Origin of the sequence: Veillonella sp. 3627 (assembly GCF_003992195.1) — a bacterium.
Lineage (GTDB): Bacteria > Bacillota > Negativicutes > Veillonellales > Veillonellaceae > F0422.
Genome location: NZ_RQVG01000003.1, coordinates 18,606 through 38,360 on the forward strand (window position 1 = coordinate 18,606; position 19,755 = coordinate 38,360).

Here is a 19,755-nt window from a genome sequence, read left to right on the forward strand (position 1 = left end):
CGTTTCTCACCTGATGTCATGAAATGTTGGGTACAGATAGTTATAAACTATGCTCGGGTGGCCTTGTGCCATCCGATTTTTTTATCCCTTTGGAGGTGACTAGTATTAGCAAAGATACACCGCGTATTAATGAAGAAATCCGTGCTCGCGAAGTTCGTGTCGTAAGTGCAGATAATGATCAGTTAGGTATTATGTCTGTTCGTGATGCTTTAGCTATGGCAGAAGAACAACATTTAGATCTAGTAGAAGTAGCCCCTAATGGTAAACCACCAGTTTGTCGCATTATGAACTATGGTAAATACCGTTATGAGCAACAAAAACGCGAAAAAGAAGCAAAGAAGAAGCAAAAAACTTTCACATTGAAAGAAGTTAAGCTTCGTCCTCACATCGAAGATCATGATTTTTATGTAAAACTTAAAAATGCAGCTAAATTCTTAGGTGATGGTAATAAAGTTAAGGTAACGATCATGTTCCGCGGTCGTGAATTGAGCCACCCAGAATTGGGGCTTAATGTGCTGACTCGTTTTGCTGGTGAATTAACTGACCAAGCGGTTGTTGAAAAAGAAGCGAAACTAGAAGGCCGAAACATGACAATGATTTTAGCTAAAAAAGGTAATTAGGAGGAAGAATAATGCCAAAGATTAAAACTCGTCGCGCAGCGGCTAAACGTTTCCAAGTAACAGGTAGTGGTGAATTCAAACGTGCAAAAGCTTTCAAAAGCCATATTTTAGAGAAAAAATCTCCAGCACGTAAACGTAATCTTCGTAAAGCTACATTGGTTAGCAAATCTGACTACAAACGCGTAGTGAAATGCTTACCATACGCATAAGATGCAAATATTTTAGTAACATATAACGATATTGGAGGAATACAATAATGGCAAGAGTAAAAACAGGCGTAACAGCGCATGCACGTCATAAAAAAATCTTAAAATTAGCTAAAGGTTACCGCGGTACACGTTCTCGCTTATTCAAAAAAGCAAACGAATCCGTAATGAAAGCATTATACTATGCTCGTCGTGACCGTCGTGCTAAAAAACGTGAGTTCCGTAAATTATGGATCGCTCGTATCAATGCAGCAAGCCGTATGAATGGTTTATCCTACAGCCGTTTCATCGCTGGTTTAACAAAAGCTGGTGTGGAAATCAACCGTAAAATGTTGGCTGACTTGGCAGTACATGATGCAGCTGCATTCGCGAAATTAGTAGAAATTGCTAAAAACGCGTAAAATAAATAGATAATGACCTATATAATAGGTTGTGTATAGAAGAACAGTCCTTTTGGGCTGTTCTTTTTTGCTACCTTTCAGAATGTTTAGTTGATATTGCTACATAGAGTGATAGAGATATATAAATGATAGTAGCAGTTAGCAATATATCTATAAAAAATACCCTTGAAAGTGATCCTTCAAGGGTATATTAATATATTTTTGTTAATTATCTAAAGAATCGTCCCACCACAGGTAATCGAGCTCCATCGTTTTTATTTAAACCTTTCAGCACAATCATGATAGCTACATAGATAAGTGCACCTATGATAGCGGTGATCATAATGTTAAAGAAGGTAGGAATATTTCCTTGTAAGATCGGATAGAAATAGTACATGGCCACGCCCATGATAGAGGCGGAGATAATATTTTTTCCTAACAAGATAAGGTCGATAAAGTATCCTGTGTGACGATGAATCCAGATAAGATTCAATAGAGCAGCAAAACCAATATCGGCTACAGTGGCGTAAGCAGCACCGCCAATACCTAAGGCAGGGATAGCTGTTAACTCCCAGTTTAAGATGACTTTTACAATGGCTGCGATTCCCATGTTGATGACAGGAATGCGTGGTTTTCCTAAACCTTGCAAGATACCTGTCGTCACTTGGTGAAGACCTAAAAAGAAGATGGCCCACGCTAAGATTTGCGTTGCTTCTGCTGCACGTGGTGCGTTATAAATAGTGGATACTACTGGTTCTGCCAAAACGTATAGCATCACCGTGAAAGGAATCGTTGCTACGAAGGTTAACCGCATAGAACCTGCCGTGCGATAGTAGACTTGTTTTATATCTTTAATGGATACAGCATTGGAAACAGCTGGCACAATGCTCGTGGCAATGGCCGCCGTAATGATGGTTGCCAAGTTGATAAGAGGCACCGCCATGCCTGATAAATATCCGTATAGCTCTGTAGCTTCATGGAGCGGATACCCGATATCGATTAATCGCCGTGGGATAATCGCTACATCTAACATGGCTACAATAGGCAGCATCATGCTGGCTAAAGCAATAGGAATAGACAAGTTGATTAAACGACGAATGATAGACTTAGAACTTTCAGGTGGTTCTGTAGTTATCATCGGTTCGTCTAATTGTTTTGGTAGGCGATAGTAATAGTACATGAGTACCACTAAGGCGCCGACCGCTCCGATACCAGCGCCTAGGCTAGCCCCACCGGCAGCTACATCTAATCCATAGGGGAGTAAGATGTATGCGGCTCCAAGCATGACCACTACACGCAGTAATTGTTCTACAATTTGGCTAATCGCCGTAGGAGTCATCATTTGCCATCCTTGTAGGTAGCCTCGATAACAAGAAATGAGAGTGACGAAGAAGACTGCTGGTGATAGAGCAATTAAAGAATAGTAGGCTCTTGGGTCTGTAATGAAATTAATGTCAATAAGCCATTGGGCAGAACCGTAGACGGCAATACTGAACAATAGGCCGAGGACAAATAGCATTTTAAAAGAAATGGAAAAAACCTTCTGGGCTCCTAATACATCATATTTTGCTAATTTTTCCGCGGTCATAATGGAAATGGCAATAGGGATTCCTGCACTAGATAGCTGCAGAGCCAATAAGTACGCTGGAAATGCCATTTGGTAGATACCGATACCTTCACCACTGAGAACACGGGATAAAAAAATCCAGTTCAAGCTACCAATAGCTTTTACCACAAACCCCGCAATCGTCAAGATGAGTGTACCTTGTAAAAATCGATTAACCATGATATCTCCTATACTGAAAGATTCGATTGAATCTATGAAAGACTTACTTTTAATTGTACCATAGAATCAGTACTCTCTCAATAAGATTGACTACATTTGAGAACATAGATTTTTCTTGAATCGCTCTAGTAGATACGGTATAATAACTATATATAGTCATTAATAATGTATTTAATTATATACTACAAGGAGGCCCATTATGCCATTAGTATCTACAAAAGAGATGTTTGAAAAAGCCTATGCTGGCGGCTATGCAATTGGTGCATTCAATGTAAACGACATGGAAATTATCCAAGGTATTTTGGATGCGGCGAAAGTGGAGCAAGCACCATTGATTTTGCAAGTTTCTGCAGGAGCACGTAAATATGCAAAACCTGTGTACTTAACAAAACTGGTGGAAGCAGCTTTAATCGATACAGATCTTCCTATAGCTTTGCATTTGGATCATGGGGATGATTTTGAAATTTGTAAAGATTGCATCGATAGCGGATTTACTTCTGTTATGATTGATGGCTCTAAACACCCTTTTGAAAAAAATGTGGAACTGACAGCTCGTGTAGTGGAATATGCTCATAAACATGGCGTTGTAGTAGAAGGTGAGTTAGGTCGTTTAGCAGGTGTGGAAGATGACGTAAACGTTAGCGAAAAAGATGCGTTGTTTACCGATCCAGAGGAAGCCGCTGAATTCGTTCGTTTAACTGGGGTCGATTCTTTAGCGATTGCTATCGGTACAAGCCATGGTGCGTATAAATTTAAAGGCACTCCATACTTAGATTTTGGTCGTTTACAACGAGTAGGCGAATTATTGCCGAACTTCCCAATCGTATTGCATGGTGCATCTTCTGTACCACAAGCATTCGTTGAAAAATGTAACTCCTTTGGTGGTGCTATCCCAGGCGCACAAGGGGTGCCTGAAGATATGCTTCGTAAAGCAGCCACAATGGCAGTGTGCAAAATAAATATCGACACAGACTTGCGCTTAGCTATGACTGCAAGCATTCGTGAAGTATTAGCAAACAATCCTGCTGAATTTGACCCTCGTAAATACTTGGGACCTGGCCGTGAGGCTATCCAAGCTATGGTGCAACATAAAATTAAAAATGTATTAGGTTGCAACAATAAAATTTAACTTGATTTGAGAAAAGCTGGCATGCTCTTAGGGCGTGTCAGTTTTTTTGTTATGGAATTTTATTAAAATACTCTGGTAATGGTGCATGCAATGTGATCCACTCTTGTGTCATAGGATGGATAAAATGTAGTTCTGTGGCATGGAGGCATTGTTTGGTTTGCCACGCTAAGGAGCCTCCGTATAAATCATCGCCTGCGAGTGGATATCCTAAAGCACTAAGGTGGACTCTGATCTGGTGAGTTCGTCCTGTGTGCAGATAACAGCGCACATGAGTATGATGTGGATGTTGTCGAACTACAGTGATATCTGTATGGGCCGGTTGCCCTAGTGGATGAGCACAACGTTCAATAATGCTACCCTCTAAGCGAGCAATAGGGAAATGAATGGATAACTTACTGACAGGAATAATACCATCGGTTATAGCATCGTACACTTTTTGAATGCGTGTATGTTGTTTGGCGAAAGCATGTTGAACCAAGGCATTCTTAGCAATGATAACGAGACCAGAGGTGTCCTTATCTAGTCGATGAATAGGGTGAAAGCTAGCGTTCATACCTTGTTTTTCAAAGTATGCTAATACGCCGTTGGCAAGTGTGTGGTATCTTTCAGAGGAAGTAGGATGCATAAGCATGCCTGCAGGTTTGTTAATCACTAATAAGTGCTCATCCTCGAATAGGATATCCAAGTCCATAGGAGTAGGGTCGATGTGTGATGTTTTAGTGAGGTGAACTTTTACGGAATCACCTGGATGTAGTAAGATATCCCAAGTGGCGGGTTTGTCATTCACAAGAAACGAACCTTCACGACGAAGACGACGGCGCATAGCTTGTGATACCTTTTGCTCTCGGATAGCTTGATTCATGGAGCATGGAGCATGCTCTAATGAAAGTGTGAAATATAAAATAGGTTGCATAGATGTCCTTGTAGTTGAGTTAAGTATATATGTATCCAAATGTAGATTATATAATTTATCATATCATAGAAAGTGATAATATGGTTAATGATTACAAAAAATATATACATACTCTGTCGTATAGACAAAAGTTGTATATCGGCTTTTTTATATTCATATAATTCTTTCAGAAACTTTACCAATAACCACTGTTTATATCTAGCTAATTTCAACATTTAGGGGTATAATGAGGTATACAAATGTCTATTCCATAAGGTGTTAGGTCTGAAATAGATAAAGTTGAGGAGGGTTTATAATGAAACAAATACGTTCGCTATTAGTAGCAAACCGTGGTGAAATCGCCATTCGTGTGCTTCGTGCGTGTAACGAAATGGGAATCCGTACGGTAGCTATTTATTCTAACGAAGATGCACTTTCATTACATCGCAATCAAGCAGATGAATCTTATTTAGTAGGGGAAGGTAAAAAACCTGTAGATGCATACTTAGATATTGAAGATATTATTCGTATTGCGAAGGAACATGACGTAGATGCGATCCATCCAGGGTATGGCTTCTTATCTGAAAATGCACATTTTGCACAACGTTGTGAAGAAGAAGGGATTACGTTCATCGGTCCTAAAGTAGAACATTTAGTGATGTTCGGTGACAAAGTAAATGCTCGTATTCAAGCCAAAAAAGCAGATATACCGATGATTCCTGGCAGTGATGGTCCGTTGAAAGACTTTGCAGAATTAGAAGCATTTGCTGAGAAATATGGCTATCCATTGATGATCAAAGCCGTGAATGGCGGTGGTGGTCGTGGTATGCGTGAAGTAACAAAATATGAAGAACTTCGCGATGCTTATGATCGTGCAAAATCTGAAGCAAAAATGGCTTTTGGCGATGATGATGTGTACGTAGAAAAATTAATTGTAGAGCCAAAACATATCGAAGTCCAAATTATCGGTGATGAACATGGCAATATCGTACATTTACATGAACGGGATTGTTCTATCCAACGTCGACATCAAAAAGTAGTAGAAGTGGCGCCAGCCTTTGCCTTATCCCGTGATTTGCGTGACCGTATTTGTGCAGCCGCTGTGAAAATCATGAAACATGTGAACTATGTCAGCGCTGGTACGGTAGAATTCTTGGTAACCGCAGATGGAAACTTCTATTTCATTGAAGTCAACCCTCGTATCCAAGTAGAACATACAGTGACAGAAATGATCACAGGTATCGATATTGTACATACGCAAATTCGCATTGCCGAAGGTCACGATTTACACAGTGAAGCAGTGGCAATTCCTGCACAAGAAAATATCCGTTGTGAAGGGGTAGCTATCCAATGTCGTATTACTACAGAAGATCCAAACAATAATTTTATGCCAGATACAGGTAAATTAATTACGTACCGTAGCTCTGGTGGTTTTGGTATTCGTTTAGATGGTGGTAATGCTTTTACCGGTGCAGTTATTACACCATATTATGATTCCTTGCTAGTAAAAGCTACATCTTGGGCGTTGTCCACAGAAGAAGCTATCCGTAAAATGTTGCGTTGCTTGCGGGAGTTCCGTATTCGTGGTGTAAAAACGAATGTGCACTTCTTGGTGAATGTATTAGAACATGAAGTGTTCCAATCTGGAGATTACAATGTTCATTTCATCGACGAACATCCAGAACTGTTCAACTTGAAAAAAGATAAAGATAGAGGTACAAAACTACTTCGCTACATCGCTGATGTAACTGTCAATGGTTACAATGGACACAAAGAAGAAGTACCGACATTTGATCCAATTATCATGCCTTCAAACCTACAAGGAGTACCAGCAGCGGGGACAAAACAAAAATTAGATGAATTAGGACCAGAAAAATTCTCTAAATGGATTCAAGAACAACCAAAAGTATTGTTTACAGATACCACATGGCGTGATGCGCATCAATCCTTGTTTGCGACTCGTTTGCGTACCGCAGACATGGCTCGTGTGGCCGGTCGTGTTGCGAAGGGATTGCCTAATTTGTTCTCCTTAGAATGTTGGGGCGGTGCAACGTTTGATGTGGCGTATCGTTTCTTGCATGAAGATCCATGGGAACGGTTGCGCATGTTCCGTGAACAAGTGCCAAACATCTTGTTACAAATGTTACTTCGTGGCTCTAATGCCGTAGGATACACAAGCTATGCGGACAATGTGGTGCGTGAATTTATCCGATTGGCTGGTAAAAATGGTATCGATGTATTCCGCATCTTTGACAGCTTAAATAGCTTAGATAATATGAAAGTAGCCATCGATGAAGTTCGTAATCAAGGTAAAGTAGCAGAAGTGGCTTTATGCTACACAGGAGATATATTAGATCCTCGCCGTGATAAATATAACTTGGCATATTATGTCAATATGGGTAAAGAACTGGCAGCAGCAGGGGCTAATATTTTAGCTATCAAAGATATGGCTGGTTTATTAAAACCTCAAGCAGCGTATAACTTAGTAAGCGCATTAAAAGATGCCGTAGACTTACCAATTCACTTACATACCCATGAAGGTTCTGGCAATGCTATATACTCCTATGGTCGTGCGGTAGATGCAGGAGTAGATATTATCGACTTAGCATATTCTGCTTTTGCCAATGGTACAAGTCAACCTAGCATGAGCTCTATGTACTATGGCTTGACTGGACATGATCGTCAACCAACTATGAATGTAGCCTATATGGAAGAAGCATCCAACTACTTTGGTTCTATTCGTCCATACTACAAAGGAGTAGATCATACATCTTCGTATCCAAATACAACGGTATACCAACATGAAATGCCTGGTGGACAGTATTCAAACTTACAACAACAAGCGAAAAGTGTGGGTCTTGGAGAGCGTTGGGAAGACATTAAACGTGTGTATCATGAAGTGAGTATGCTATTTGGTGATATCATCAAAGTAACGCCATCTTCTAAAATTGTTGGGGATATGACTTTGTTCATGGTTCAAAATAATTTGACAGAACAAGATATCTACGACAAAGGGGATACATTGGACTTCCCACAATCTGTGGTGGAATTCTTCAAAGGCTACATTGGTACTCCATATTTGGGATTCCCTGAACGGTTACAACAAATTGTCTTAAAAGGTGAAAAACCATTGGATGGTCGCCCTGGTGCTATGTTGCCATCAGTTGACTTTGAAGCGGTTCGTAAAGAACTAGCAGAGAAAGGAGCAGGTACTACAGATGAAGATGTGATTGCTCACTGCTTATATTCCAAGGTATTTGCTGATTATAGCACGTTCAAACATGACTATTCTGATGTGAGTGTACTTGACACACCAACCTTCTTCTTTGGTATGAAACGCGGTGAAAGCGTAGAAGTGACTATTGAACAAGGTAAAACATTGGTAATCAAATACATTCAAATGAGTGAAGCTGATGAAGATGGTACTCGCCATGTGTTATTTGAACTAAATGGTCAACCTAGAACGATTAAAATTCACGATAAACACATTAAAACAACTGGTGTAGTTCGTCATAAAGTGGATCCAACAAAACCAGGTGAAGTAGGTGCTACTTTATCCGGATCTGTGGTGAAAATTGTGGCACAAGTGGGTCAAGCTGTGAAAAAAGGTGATGCCCTTGTAGTGACAGAAGCGATGAAGATGGAGACTACTATTACAGCGCCAGTATCTGGTGTGGTAGGTGTCATCCATGTTCGTGAAGGTAGCCGTATTGAAAGTGGCGACTGCTTGTTAACTATTGAAGAACAAGCGCATGTAGCAAACTAGATGATACGATTTATATTGTGTCAGTATATCAGATATAGGCCAAGTTATGGTGTAAATTATGATGTAGGCTATGGTATATAACATGCAAAACAGGAGCAACTCTGTTGCTCCTGTTTATCATATCTGAGAGGGATATGGTGTAACTATCAGTTATATATGGGTATCCTATACATAGTTTTTTTATTATATATTTGATGTTATATGATTGTATAGCCATAGTATTGAAATAAATAAGAAATATAAAAGGAGTGATTCTTATGGCATTTGTACTGCCAGAACGGTCTATTAGCAAAGGACCTAATTTTATTCGAGATGTGTTTGAACGGGGCGCAGGGATTCCTGGGTTCATTAGTTTTGGGATAGGAAATCCAGCTGGTGAAGTGGTGCCAGTAGCGGAAATTCAAGCTGCCTTTGACCACATTGTACATACAAATCCATTAGAGATTTTACAATATGGTCCTATGCAAGGAGATGCAAAGTTAGCAGAGCAAACATTACATCGTTTGGTACATGTGCATCACATGCCTACCAAAAACCAACAGTTGTTATTGTCCATCGGAGCAGGCCAAGATTTAGGGCTAGTACCTCGTACAGTATGTGATGCTGGTGATGAAGTGTACATGGATGCCTATACGTTTACCAGTGCTATTAATGCGGTGCGTAGTGTGGGAGCCAAAGCGGTAGGTATTCCTACCGATGAGGATGGTATGATTCCAAAAGCTTTGGAAGAAGTGGCAAAATCTGGAAAAGGTAAATATATCTATCTGATTCCTAACTTTCAAAACCCTACAGGTATTACTATGCCTTTAGAACGAAGAAAAGCCATTTATGAAATTGCAAAAGCTTATGATTTGTTCATTTACGAAGATGATCCGTATGGAGAAATTCGCTTTAGTGGTGAGCGAGTGCCTACTTTCAAAGAAATGGATACGGATAATCGTGTGCTATATGCAGGGTCCTATTCTAAAACGATTTCTGCAGGATTGCGAGTTGGTTTTTTGTATGGTCCAAGCGAAGTAATCCAAGCTATCCAAGTGATGAAGAATAATTGTGATGGTCAAATGCCATTAGTCACACAACGTGTAGTAAGCCATTTGCTAGAACATATCGATTATGATGAGCAAATCCAAAAGGTATGTAAGGTGTATCAAGAAAAATGCCATGTTATGTTAGATACATTTCGTCAATACGGTAGTTCTAAAGTACATTTAACAGAACCTAAGGGAGGAATGTTTATATGGATGACTTTGCCAGACCATGTGGACTGTGACGCTTTCTTTGAAGAGGCCATTGCGCGAAAAGTAGGCATTGTGAAAAGTGGAGCTTTTGCTGCTGATGGCGTTCCCTATGGACAACACTTCCGTTTAAGCTATACTGTGCCATCTCTTGAAGACATCCGCAAAGGCATGCAAATTATTGGAGAATTGACACGTGAGTATTGTGGGGACTAGGTATTTCCACTGCACATGTATTTTATAAAGATGAATTACGAGCGCAACATATGTAGGGTAACTGTTTCTGTTACTTATGACTATGTTGCGCTTATCTTATGTGAGAGTGTTACAAAATTTTTATATCCTATGATATAATAGGAATATACCTATAGATATATAGGATATACCATGCATTCACAGATGTGAATGGCAGTACTTATATTGGTAAAGAAAGTTCTAAGGACTTTCAGACATATAGAAAGAAGGTTTATAATGGCATGTGGAGATAACGGTGGTTGCGGCGGTTGCGCATCTTCTAGCGGATGCGGTACGCAACAACCAGTAGATTTGACAGTAAAAACAAATGATAGAAGTCATGTGAAAAAGGTCATCGGCATTGTATCCGGTAAGGGCGGTGTTGGTAAATCTTTGGTCACAAGCTTGATGGCAGTGAGTCAATCTCGTAAAGGTAAATCTGTAGGGATTCTTGATGGAGATATTACAGGTCCATCCATTCCAAAAGTATTTGGTTTGAAAGACAAAGTGCGTAGCGATGATGGTAAATTGATGTATCCTATCGTGTCTAAAAATGGCGTGAAAGTGATGTCTGTGAATTTGCTATTAGATGATGAATCGGATCCAGTCCTTTGGAGAGGTCCTGTGGTAGGTAATGTGGTAAAACAATTCTTCTCCGATACAGTATGGGGCGATGTAGATTACTTGTTCGTGGATATGCCTCCAGGAACAGGAGACGTAGCCATGACAGTATTCCAATCCTTACCATTGGACGGTATTATCGTGGTTACATCCCCTCAAGATTTAGTATCTATGATTGTGGAAAAAGCTGTAAAAATGGCGGATATGATGCAAGTACCTATTATTGGTGTAGTGGAAAACTTTGCTTATTTCCATTGCCCAGATAATGGAAAAGATTATAAAATCTTTGGTGAAAGTCACATTGATGAAGTATTGAAAAAATACAATTTATTGTTACTAGGCCGACTACCAATTGATCCTAAAGTAGCAGAGTTGTGTGATGCCGGTGAGATTGAAACCATAACAACAACAAATTTAGAATCAGTAGGCTTACCAGAGTAAGCGTGGACAATACCATAGTGTACGTTGTACCTATGGTATTTTTCATAGGAGGAACTATGTGTGAACAGAATAAAGTCACAACTATGTATGCTGACTTTTTTGATTATATTGAAAGCTCTACCTCACCGTATCATACGGTGGAGGAGTCTTATCGTCGCTTAGAGGAACAAGGCTTTACACCTTTATCGATGGATGAAGAATGGAATTTGGTGGCAGGGGATTATGTCATTGATGTATATGGTACTACTTTAGTGGCAGTCCATATTGGAGAACATCCAAGAGAGACATTACGGATTGCCTCTGCTCATACAGACTTTCCTGGATTCCGGGTGAAGCCTAATGCCATGATTACGGACAAAGGGTATGGTAAGCTGAATGTAGAAAGTTATGGTGGATTAATTCAATATACTTGGTTCGATCGACCTCTTTCTCTGGCTGGTGTGGTAGTGACAAAAGGAAAAGGGTTAGACCTAGAGACACATTACGTAGATATAGCAAAGCCGGTGGCTACTATCCCTAGCTTAGCGATTCATATGAATCGACAAGTTAATGAAAAGGCTGTGTTTAACAAGCAAAAAGAGATGTTACCACTCATTTTAATGCGTGGCCTTGGCACGGAGTACGAAGACGACAAAACTTTATTAAAAGCCTTATTAGCCGAAGAAATTGGCTGTGAACCAGCAGATATTTTATCCTATGAGTTGACCGTGTATAATACGGATACAGTGGAAACCGTTGGCTTTGATGCGGAATATATCAGTGCACCACGATTAGATAATCTTACATCCTGTTATGCTTGCTTACAAGGAATTGTAAGTGCCAAAGAACAACAGGCTACAGGGATTCGTATGGCATTCCTATTTGACCACGAAGAGGTGGGAAGTCGTACAAAACAAGGAGGAGCCTCCTTGTTATTACCAAATGTAGTACGCCGTGTGTACCGTGCGTTAGGATTCTCAGAAGAAGCCTGTGAAGTGGATATTGCAAAAGGGTTCATGATTTCTTCTGATGTGGCTCATGGATATCATCCTAATTATGGCGAGAAAAATGATATTACAAATTACCCGACTTTGAATGGTGGCGTAGTTTTAAAAATAGCTAGCTCTCAATCCTATGCGGGAGATGCGGTTGCACAAGCGATTGTGACCGATTTATGTGAGACCCATGGCATTAAGCATCAAATTTATGTGAATCGATCGGATATTCCAGGCGGATCTACAGTAGGCTCTATTTCTTCAGCGCAATTAGTGATGCGAACTATGGATGTAGGTTTATCACTGTTGGCCATGCATTCCGCACGTGAGTTGATGGGTACCTATGACCAAATTGAGTTAAATCGATTATTAACTGTATTTTTAGGGGAGGTATAACATGGTTTCTATGATGGCAATTTTTGTAGCTTTAGTATTGAATCGAATTTCTACACCCTTTCAACGTATGTTTTATGAACAATCGACGGTGAAGGAACAGCAAAAAGAAGAAGTTACAAAAGCTTTACAATTATTAGGTATGTTGGTGCTTGCTGTGTATGGTGTGACTGGGAATATTACATTGCTAGGAATTGATGGAGTCACCATTGTACAGACTATTTGTGCTATTGCATTAGGTATGGCCCTAGTACAAGTGTTAGAAATTGTTTCGGTATCTCATTTGCGCCCTATTTTAGAAGGGCAACAAGTACCTAAGAATGTATATGATCGTTGGATTTGGGATACTATTTTTATCGTAGGTTTGTTGGCAGCGCATGTACGGTATGGCTTAGAATTTTCCTATATGATTCTTGCTTGGTTATTGTATATTCTGATTCCTTATGGAGTGACACGATATAATATGAGTCATGGCATTGCTTTTGGGATTGGTAGAAAAGCGTATAAATGGGGAACTGTCATTTGGATTTTTGCCGGTCTTATCCATTTGTTTGTATTATGATTCTCAGTGAGAATATGATATAATTAGTTAGCATTATGACAAAATGTTATACACATATATAACAACGGTCAGAACTAGTTTACTAGGGATGGCCGTTGCATGTTTAGTAGATAGAAAAGAGGTATTATGAAGTTAGATACAGTCTATGCAGGTTTTCGTGTAGAGCGAATTGAACCTGTTCAAGAGGTGAATGGCACAGCCTACATGCTTAAGCATGAGCAATCTGGTGCTCGTTTGTTATACATAGATACGGAAGATACAAATAAAGTATTTCATGTAGCATTCCGTACACCCCCTCATGATAGCACAGGGGTAGCTCATATTTTGGAACATTCTGTGCTGTGTGGTTCTCGCAAATTTCCTTTAAAAGAGCCCTTTGTTGAACTAGTAAAAGGCTCTTTGAACACATTCTTAAATGCTATGACATACTCTGATAAAACAGTGTATCCAGTGGCAAGTAAGAATGATGCAGACTTTCATAATTTGATGGATGTCTATTTGGATGCCGTGTTCTATCCTCGTGTAGCTAAGGATCCGATGATCGTTATGCAAGAGGGATGGCATTATGAATTGGAATCTCCAGAAGATCCATTGACCTATAAAGGCGTTGTCTATAACGAGATGAAAGGAGTTTATTCCTCACCTGACTCTCAATTAGATCATCACAAGATAAAATTGTTATATCCTGATACTACCTATGGGCATGACTCTGGTGGATATCCTGACAATATTACAGATTTGACCTATGAAAACTTTAAAGCCTTCTACGATTCTTATTACCATCCGTCCAATAGCTATATTTATTTATATGGAGATATGAATATTAAAGAAACCTTAGCATTTATCGATGGGGAATATTTGTCAAACTTCCAGGCTATTGACGTAGATTCTAGCATTGCCATGCAAGCTCCTTTATCTGAACCAGTGGTGGCATCTTTCCCATATGGTATTGGTAATGATGAAAGTGATAAGGGCAAAGCCATTCATTCCTTAACCTATGTATTCCCAGAGATGTCATTTACTCAAAGCTTAGCTTTTGAAGTGTTGAATCATGCCTTATTTACATCTGGCTCAGCGCCGTTGAAAGAAGCTTTAGTGAAAGCAAATATTGGTAGTGATGTAAGTGGCGCTTACATGGATGGGATTCATCAGCCATTGTTTGAAATTAGTGTCACAGGTTCTGAAATAGAAAAACAAGCACAGTTGCAAGAAGTGGTGGAAAAAACATTACGCCAATTAGTAGATGCAGGTTTAGATAAGGAATTGTTAGAGGCATCCTTAAATCGTATTGAGTTCATTTTGCGGGAAGCCGATTTTGGAGGGCGTCCAATTGGTCTTGCTTACGGCTTACGAGTGATGGATAATTGGTTATATGATAAAGATCCTATTGAATTGTTACAATATGAACCAGTATTGAAAGCACTTCGTGAAGGATTATCTACCGATTTCTATGAAAACTTATTGCGTACCTATATTTTAGATAACACGCATAAAGGCTTAGTTTCTCTGTATCCAGAAAAAGGTTTGCAAGAGAAAAAAGAACAAGAAGAGACTGCTAAACTAGCGGCTATTAAATCAAATATGAGTGAAGAAGAAATAGCCCATATTATTGATCAAACAGCAAAATTAAAAGAAATGCAACAAGCCATAGATTCTGAAGAAGCACTGGCAACAATTCCTTTATTAGAATTGTCCGATATTTCTCCTGTAGTAGAAGTAACACCACGTCGTGAAATTGACCATAAAGGTATTCATGTGCATCACATTGATGTACCAGCTCGTGGCATTAACTATGTTAGCTTGTATTTCAATATGGAATCCTTGCGAGAAGATGAATTATTCTATGCAGAGCTATTGTCAGATGTATTAGGCCGACTAGATACAGAACGTTTTACCTATGCAGAGATAGCAAAAGAAATAAATCTACATTTAGGCGGCTATACCATGGATGTATTGCCAGTCTCTATCCATAATGAACGTGATGCATTTGTACCATTAGCGGTTGTTCGTAGTAAGGCGTTAGCATCTAACATTGGTCATTTAACATCCCTACTTGGAGAAATTGTAGGACGCACAAAGTTTGATAGTCAAGAACGTCTTGTAGAATTATTAAAAGAAGGAAAGGCCATCTGGGATACAGAAGCATTCCGCCGTGGTAATACGATTGTTACTAACTTGCTTATGGCGAAAGTATCGAAAATTGGTAAATTTAGAGACCAAGATACATTAGGCTATTTCCGTCGTTTAGTCGAAGTCTTAGACAATGAAACATTACTAGCTGGTGTGACAGAACAATTGATGAAAGTACAACAACGTTTATTCCGTAAAGATAACTTGGAAGTATCTTTTGTAGGTACTACTGGAGAACTAGAAACTTTCTTAGCACATCTAGACGATATCACTGCTGTTTTAAGTGATGATAGTTGGGAAGCACAGCTAGAGATGACTCAATCCTATGTGAATGAAGGCTTAGCTACATCTGGTAAGGTACAATATGTGGCAAAAGGTGGTAACTTCCGTGATCATGGTGGTACACATACAGGTACCATGAGCGTCCTAGAAACTATGTTACGCTACGATTATCTGTGGAACTTGATTCGTGTACAAGGTGGAGCGTATGGAGCCTTTGCTAACTTCCATAATAATGGTAATATGGTATTCTGTTCCTACCGTGATCCAAACTTAGAAAATACATTACAAGTGTATGATGGATTGCCGACGTATTTACGTGAATTAGATTTATCTCCACGAGAAATGCGTAAATATATCATTGGTACTATGAGTGGACTGGATGTATCTAATACACCATTCCTACAAGGAGCTCGCGCTATGAGCTTATATTTTGGGAACACCGATGAAGCAAATATGACGGCTTTCCGTCAACAAGTCTTGGAAACAACAGTAGAAGACTTACGTGGATTAGCAGATGTCATTGAAAAAGTACTACAAGACAACCATATCGTAGTCATGGGTAGCGAACAGCGTATCAAAGAAGCAGAACAGCTTTTTGACAAAGTGAGTAACCTAGTACAATAACTTCATAAGAACATAGTAAAAGCCATACCTTATCTGGGAAACCAGAGGAGTATGGCTTTTGTGAGTTTATGATCTATAAAATAATAACGCACATCAGAATATTCTGATGTGCGAATTTTTATTATTTAGTTAGGGAAAATATATCCATCGATAGCATCGGCTTGTGTAATTTTGCTGTTTACGATGTAAGGCTGTTCTACACCGTGGAAGTTACGAGTGCCGATAGTTCCTTCCATTGTATACCAAGTATGCTCTAATAATGGCGTAGTAGAGGAGTACTCAGTAGGTAATCCGAATGGTGACATATCTGCTACACAACAAATCATTAGATCACGAGCTAATACAAAATCGTTACCTTGTAATGCTTTGTCATGATAAGAAATATAGCCTGTAGCAGATACTGTATATCCTTTATATTTTTCAATGTGATTAGATACTTTTAAAATGGTATCGTAATAATTTCTAGATGTTAATGTAATGTGTCGATGCGTATCATCGATACCATCACCAATGTTTTTATAATCGTTCGTTGGAACTGGTTCTTTGGTAATGGAAATAACTTGATCTACCGGTTCTTCTGCTGGTAATGCAAAGGCTTGGGCATGGAAGATGGATGGACTTAATAGTAAAGTACATAATCCGTATAGGATAGCATTTCGATACGAAGAGCCATAGGATTTACGGAATATGTTTTTACTCGCTTTAATCGTGCTCCATAATAGTAATAATGTCAAGGCCCATAGTAAAGCGATGATATAGGAATTAGGGGCAATTAAACGATAGATGGAGCCTGTTGTTAATAAATATAACAAGGACAGGCTGCAGCTAGCAGAGGCTACGATTTCTACCGCTGCGTGGATGTTAATTGTAGGAATGTATTTCATAGTGCATAACCTCCTATGATCGAAAATAGTATACATATAATCGTTGTTCCCAGAATAATGGAAATACTATATACTTTCACAAAGGAATTAGGGAACAGATTTCGTAATAAGACGTAGTTTTTAATGTCTAATAGAGGTCCAAACAGTAAGAATGCCAAGATTCCTGGTAAAGGAATGACGTTCATAAAGGACCGGGCGATAATGGCATCTGCAGTAGAGCAGATGGATACACAAAAGGCGAGTGCCATCATGCCGAAGATGACTAAAATGGAGCCAGATAAGGATATATCTTGCAACCATTGTTTAGGTAAAAATAATTGTAACCCACTACTTAGTATAGACCCAATTATGATAAAGGGCAATAGGCGTAAGGTTTCTTCTTGTAATCTTCCGAAAAATCCTATATCTTTTGACAGTGATTTTACTAGAGTTAATTGTTTCCATGGAGGGAATGCATCGGTACGACCGTAGATACGAGAGCCACAATATTGGCTTACAATAAAAGCTAGCAAAATTCCTAGTAAAGGTCGTCCCCAGAGTATCATAGGTTCTTTTGGGAACGCATAATACGTGGAGAGTAGTACAATGGGATTTAGCAAAGGACTAATCATCGTAAAGAATAGACTAACTTTCGGTTCCATACCTTGCCGTGTTAGACTGCGTAAGATAGGGATTACCGCGCAATCACAGAGTGGCATAGTACAAGCCATGATAATAGCTAGTATATAGGCAAATATAGGAGACCGATGTAAATATTTTTCAATGCGATAGGGAGAGGCATATTGTTCTACGATGACGGAAATACCAGTCCCTAAGAGCAAGAATGGTATCATCTGTAATAAGATGGCTGTGGTCATGGTTACCCAATTAGGCTGTGCATAAAACATATATCCCAAGGCCAATAGGATAGGGATGATCGCATATTGTTTCCATTGAGGTTTAGACATTTGTAAGGGTTTAGTGATAGGCCATTGCTTCACATCTTGGCAGGCAATCCAAGTGCTATTAGGAGCTAAATCAGTATACTCTTTAGCCTTTTCTTGCGTAGTGTTGCCCAGTATGACTGTATCGCTATAGCGAATTTGTGAAAGGGGAATTTCCCCTAAATACGGTAATTGTGACTCCACCCATTCTGGATGGGTTACATAATAGATATGTTTAATAGTTAGCATATCTCCTAAGGGAGAGCGGAGAAAAAGTGTTTCAAAATGTTCTAGGGAACCCATTCCATTCCATTCGATCCAAAGTTCACGATACTGATGATCTTGTAATACTTGCTGACAAGCGGAGATAGTGTTCTTGGGATCATCGTCGATGGAGAAAGTATGCACTCTTTCGTTGGAAAGAGCAGGACTTTGTAAGCCCTGCTCAAATTGAAAGAGAAGAACATTTGAAATTTTATGACTTTCGATACCAGCTGTGATGGCACTTGTCTTTCCTGAACCGAGAAAGCCCATCACTACATAGGTGGGAATAGTTTGCATAAGTTCTATATTGTTCCGTTAATAAAAGACTGTAACGCATCATTGTTCAAAGATGGACCAATGATGGTTAAATATGAATCATGTAACGTAGTAGGAGTAATCTCTAGACCAGTTCCATTGTATTGTACCAAAGCCTGTCCACCTGTGGAAAGAGGGATACAACCTTTTAAGCGTAATATATGGCCAGTTGTATTCGTTTCAATGAGCGCTTTCAAATGGTGTTGCCATTCATCGATAGTACGAGGTAAGGTACACTCTACAGTACATGTTAAGAAAGCATCTTTGGCTTGTGCATGATGAGCAATGTGGTCATGATGGGGAATCTCAGGGTGATTCCGGGCTGTATGATGACCTTTATGGTTTTCAATGTTCTTGTTAGGAGATAAGGCCGACACGGCTTGTTCTCGTGGATACATTGAAATATATTTTGAAAGGGTAATCTCATTCCAAGGCAATATGTATATAGGAGCTGCCGGGTTTAAGAGACGAATAATTTCTAAGGTGTTTTGTAGCAAATCTTCATCTTCTTGGTGGCTAATAAAGACTTGACTAGAGTAAGCAATTTGATCTTTAAAGAAGACACCAAAGTTTTTATAATACATAGGCGCCCGCATAGCATCCACAATGGACACACAACCGGTGAGCTCAATGCGTTTTGCAATAGATGAATCTTTGCAAATAGCTAGAATATCTGATAGTTGACTGACTCCTGATGGTTCAATAATAATATAATCCACATCTTGGGTGTCTAAAATATCTACTAAAGCTCTACGAAAATCGCCGGCTAAGCTACAACAAATGCATCCAGATGTGAGCTCGCGAACAGTATAGCCTTTTTCTCGGAGGATAGCTCCATCTAAATTGACTTGACCAAAATCGTTTTCTAAGATTAAAACTCTTGTTGGATCTGGTAATTCTTGTATGAGTTGCTGAATAAAGGTTGTTTTCCCAGCACCTAAAAAACCAGAGACGATATAGACTTTTACTTTATGAGAGCTTAAGTTTTGTTTAGCTCTAGTAAAAGCACGACTGATTAGCTTCATCATACATTTCACCTCCAATGTGTATAATGCTATATATAATAAAATGAAAGTTCTTGCATGAATAGTATA

Annotated in this window: 15 protein-coding genes and 1 other annotated feature (1 of these 16 cut by a window edge); of the genes, 10 read left to right on the forward strand and 5 right to left on the reverse strand. The window is 39.3% G+C overall.

All coding sequences use genetic code 11. The annotated features are described in order from the left end of the window. Positions 1-90 (forward strand) — a sequence feature (ribosomal protein L20 leader region) (it extends 20 nt beyond the left edge of the window). A gap of 5 nt (positions 91-95) precedes the next feature. From infC to rplT, 3 genes are read left to right on the forward strand one after another with little or no spacing between them, the layout of a single operon-like run. Then, complete coding sequence (gene infC / locus EO114_RS02305; protein WP_009354125.1) at positions 96-620, forward strand: translation initiation factor IF-3; 525 nt, start codon at positions 96-98, stop codon at positions 618-620. Positions 621-631: 11 nt separating this feature from the next. Further along, positions 632-829 carry a 50S ribosomal protein L35 gene (gene rpmI / locus EO114_RS02310; RefSeq protein ID WP_009354135.1) on the forward strand — a complete coding sequence of 66 codons (198 nt, stop codon included), beginning with the start codon at positions 632-634 and terminating at the stop codon, positions 827-829. Between the two features lie 47 nt (positions 830-876). Next, entirely contained in the window at positions 877-1,227 is a 351-nt protein-coding gene (rplT, locus tag EO114_RS02315; protein ID WP_009354133.1) for a 50S ribosomal protein L20, read from the forward strand. Between the two features lie 208 nt (positions 1,228-1,435). Here the strand turns inward: rplT and EO114_RS02320 are convergent, their stop codons facing one another. Then, positions 1,436-2,992: a polysaccharide biosynthesis protein gene (locus tag EO114_RS02320; protein WP_009354131.1), complete on the reverse strand. Its 1,557-nt coding sequence runs from the start codon at positions 2,990-2,992 to the stop codon at positions 1,436-1,438. A 199-nt stretch (positions 2,993-3,191) separates the two neighbouring features. Between EO114_RS02320 and fba the strand changes: the two genes are divergently transcribed. Next, a complete protein-coding gene (gene fba, locus EO114_RS02325) occupies positions 3,192-4,121 on the forward strand; it encodes a class II fructose-1,6-bisphosphate aldolase (protein WP_127061289.1) in 930 nt (309 codons plus the stop codon). A 49-nt stretch (positions 4,122-4,170) separates the two neighbouring features. Here fba and EO114_RS02330 read toward each other — a convergent pair whose 3' ends face one another. Next, positions 4,171-5,034: an RluA family pseudouridine synthase gene (locus EO114_RS02330; protein ID WP_127061291.1), complete on the reverse strand. Its 864-nt coding sequence runs from the start codon at positions 5,032-5,034 to the stop codon at positions 4,171-4,173. A 295-nt stretch (positions 5,035-5,329) separates the two neighbouring features. Here EO114_RS02330 and EO114_RS02335 point away from each other — a divergent pair, with 295 nt between their 5' ends. The 6 genes from EO114_RS02335 to EO114_RS02360 all read left to right on the forward strand — a co-directional run bounded on the left by EO114_RS02335 (position 5,330) and on the right by EO114_RS02360 (position 16,275). Continuing rightward, positions 5,330-8,779 (forward strand): pyruvate carboxylase, encoded by a 3,450-nt coding sequence (locus tag EO114_RS02335; RefSeq protein ID WP_127061294.1) that lies wholly within the window; start codon positions 5,330-5,332, stop codon positions 8,777-8,779. Positions 8,780-9,036: 257 nt separating this feature from the next. Next, positions 9,037-10,230, forward strand: coding sequence for a PLP-dependent aminotransferase family protein (locus EO114_RS02340; protein ID WP_127061297.1), 1,194 nt, complete (start codon positions 9,037-9,039; stop codon positions 10,228-10,230). 255 nt (positions 10,231-10,485) lie between these two features. Beyond that, positions 10,486-11,310: an Mrp/NBP35 family ATP-binding protein gene (locus EO114_RS02345; RefSeq protein ID WP_009354132.1), complete on the forward strand. Its 825-nt coding sequence runs from the start codon at positions 10,486-10,488 to the stop codon at positions 11,308-11,310. Positions 11,311-11,366: 56 nt separating this feature from the next. Beyond that, positions 11,367-12,680, forward strand: a complete 1,314-nt coding sequence (locus EO114_RS02350; protein WP_127061300.1) for a M18 family aminopeptidase — start codon at positions 11,367-11,369, stop codon at positions 12,678-12,680. A gap of 1 nt (position 12,681) precedes the next feature. Continuing rightward, entirely contained in the window at positions 12,682-13,239 is a 558-nt protein-coding gene (locus EO114_RS02355) for a hypothetical protein (protein WP_062403383.1), read from the forward strand. Between the two features lie 126 nt (positions 13,240-13,365). Then, the gene (locus EO114_RS02360; RefSeq protein ID WP_127061302.1) at positions 13,366-16,275 is read left to right on the forward strand and encodes an insulinase family protein; all 2,910 of its coding nucleotides are present in this window, start codon (positions 13,366-13,368) and stop codon (positions 16,273-16,275) included. 125 nt (positions 16,276-16,400) lie between these two features. Here the strand turns inward: EO114_RS02360 and EO114_RS02365 are convergent, their stop codons facing one another. Genes EO114_RS02365 through EO114_RS02375 form a run of 3 tightly spaced genes read right to left on the reverse strand, consistent with a single transcriptional unit; the run spans position 16,401 to position 19,689 of the window. Continuing rightward, positions 16,401-17,159, reverse strand: coding sequence for a TIGR03943 family protein (locus tag EO114_RS02365; protein ID WP_164723746.1), 759 nt, complete (start codon positions 17,157-17,159; stop codon positions 16,401-16,403). Then, positions 17,156-18,643 carry a permease gene (locus EO114_RS02370; protein WP_127061307.1) on the reverse strand — a complete coding sequence of 496 codons (1,488 nt, stop codon included), beginning with the start codon at positions 18,641-18,643 and terminating at the stop codon, positions 17,156-17,158. Before EO114_RS02370 ends, EO114_RS02365 begins: the two co-directional genes overlap by 4 nt. A gap of 5 nt (positions 18,644-18,648) precedes the next feature. Then, on the reverse strand, positions 18,649-19,689 hold the full coding sequence (locus EO114_RS02375; RefSeq protein ID WP_062403367.1) for a GTP-binding protein: 1,041 nt from the start codon (positions 19,687-19,689) through the stop codon (positions 18,649-18,651). Positions 19,690-19,755 lie beyond the last annotated feature (66 nt).

What these genes read in the sequence shown, in the direction of transcription:
- rpmI (WP_009354135.1), top strand. Translation starts at nt 632, where the DNA reads ATGCCAAAGATTAAAACTCGTCGCGCAGCGGCTAAACGTTTCCAAGTA.
- rplT (WP_009354133.1), top strand. Translation starts at nt 877, where the DNA reads ATGGCAAGAGTAAAAACAGGCGTAACAGCGCATGCACGTCATAAAAAA.
- EO114_RS02320 (WP_009354131.1), bottom strand. Translation starts at nt 2,992, where the DNA reads ATGGTTAATCGATTTTTACAAGGTACACTCATCTTGACGATTGCGGGG.
- fba (WP_127061289.1), top strand. Translation starts at nt 3,192, where the DNA reads ATGCCATTAGTATCTACAAAAGAGATGTTTGAAAAAGCCTATGCTGGC.
- EO114_RS02330 (WP_127061291.1), bottom strand. Translation starts at nt 5,034, where the DNA reads ATGCAACCTATTTTATATTTCACACTTTCATTAGAGCATGCTCCATGC.
- EO114_RS02335 (WP_127061294.1), top strand. Translation starts at nt 5,330, where the DNA reads ATGAAACAAATACGTTCGCTATTAGTAGCAAACCGTGGTGAAATCGCC.
- EO114_RS02340 (WP_127061297.1), top strand. Translation starts at nt 9,037, where the DNA reads ATGGCATTTGTACTGCCAGAACGGTCTATTAGCAAAGGACCTAATTTT.
- EO114_RS02345 (WP_009354132.1), top strand. Translation starts at nt 10,486, where the DNA reads ATGGCATGTGGAGATAACGGTGGTTGCGGCGGTTGCGCATCTTCTAGC.
- EO114_RS02350 (WP_127061300.1), top strand. Translation starts at nt 11,367, where the DNA reads ATGTGTGAACAGAATAAAGTCACAACTATGTATGCTGACTTTTTTGAT.
- EO114_RS02355 (WP_062403383.1), top strand. Translation starts at nt 12,682, where the DNA reads ATGGTTTCTATGATGGCAATTTTTGTAGCTTTAGTATTGAATCGAATT.
- EO114_RS02360 (WP_127061302.1), top strand. Translation starts at nt 13,366, where the DNA reads ATGAAGTTAGATACAGTCTATGCAGGTTTTCGTGTAGAGCGAATTGAA.
- EO114_RS02365 (WP_164723746.1), bottom strand. Translation starts at nt 17,159, where the DNA reads ATGAAATACATTCCTACAATTAACATCCACGCAGCGGTAGAAATCGTA.
- EO114_RS02370 (WP_127061307.1), bottom strand. Translation starts at nt 18,643, where the DNA reads ATGCAAACTATTCCCACCTATGTAGTGATGGGCTTTCTCGGTTCAGGA.
- EO114_RS02375 (WP_062403367.1), bottom strand. Translation starts at nt 19,689, where the DNA reads ATGATGAAGCTAATCAGTCGTGCTTTTACTAGAGCTAAACAAAACTTA.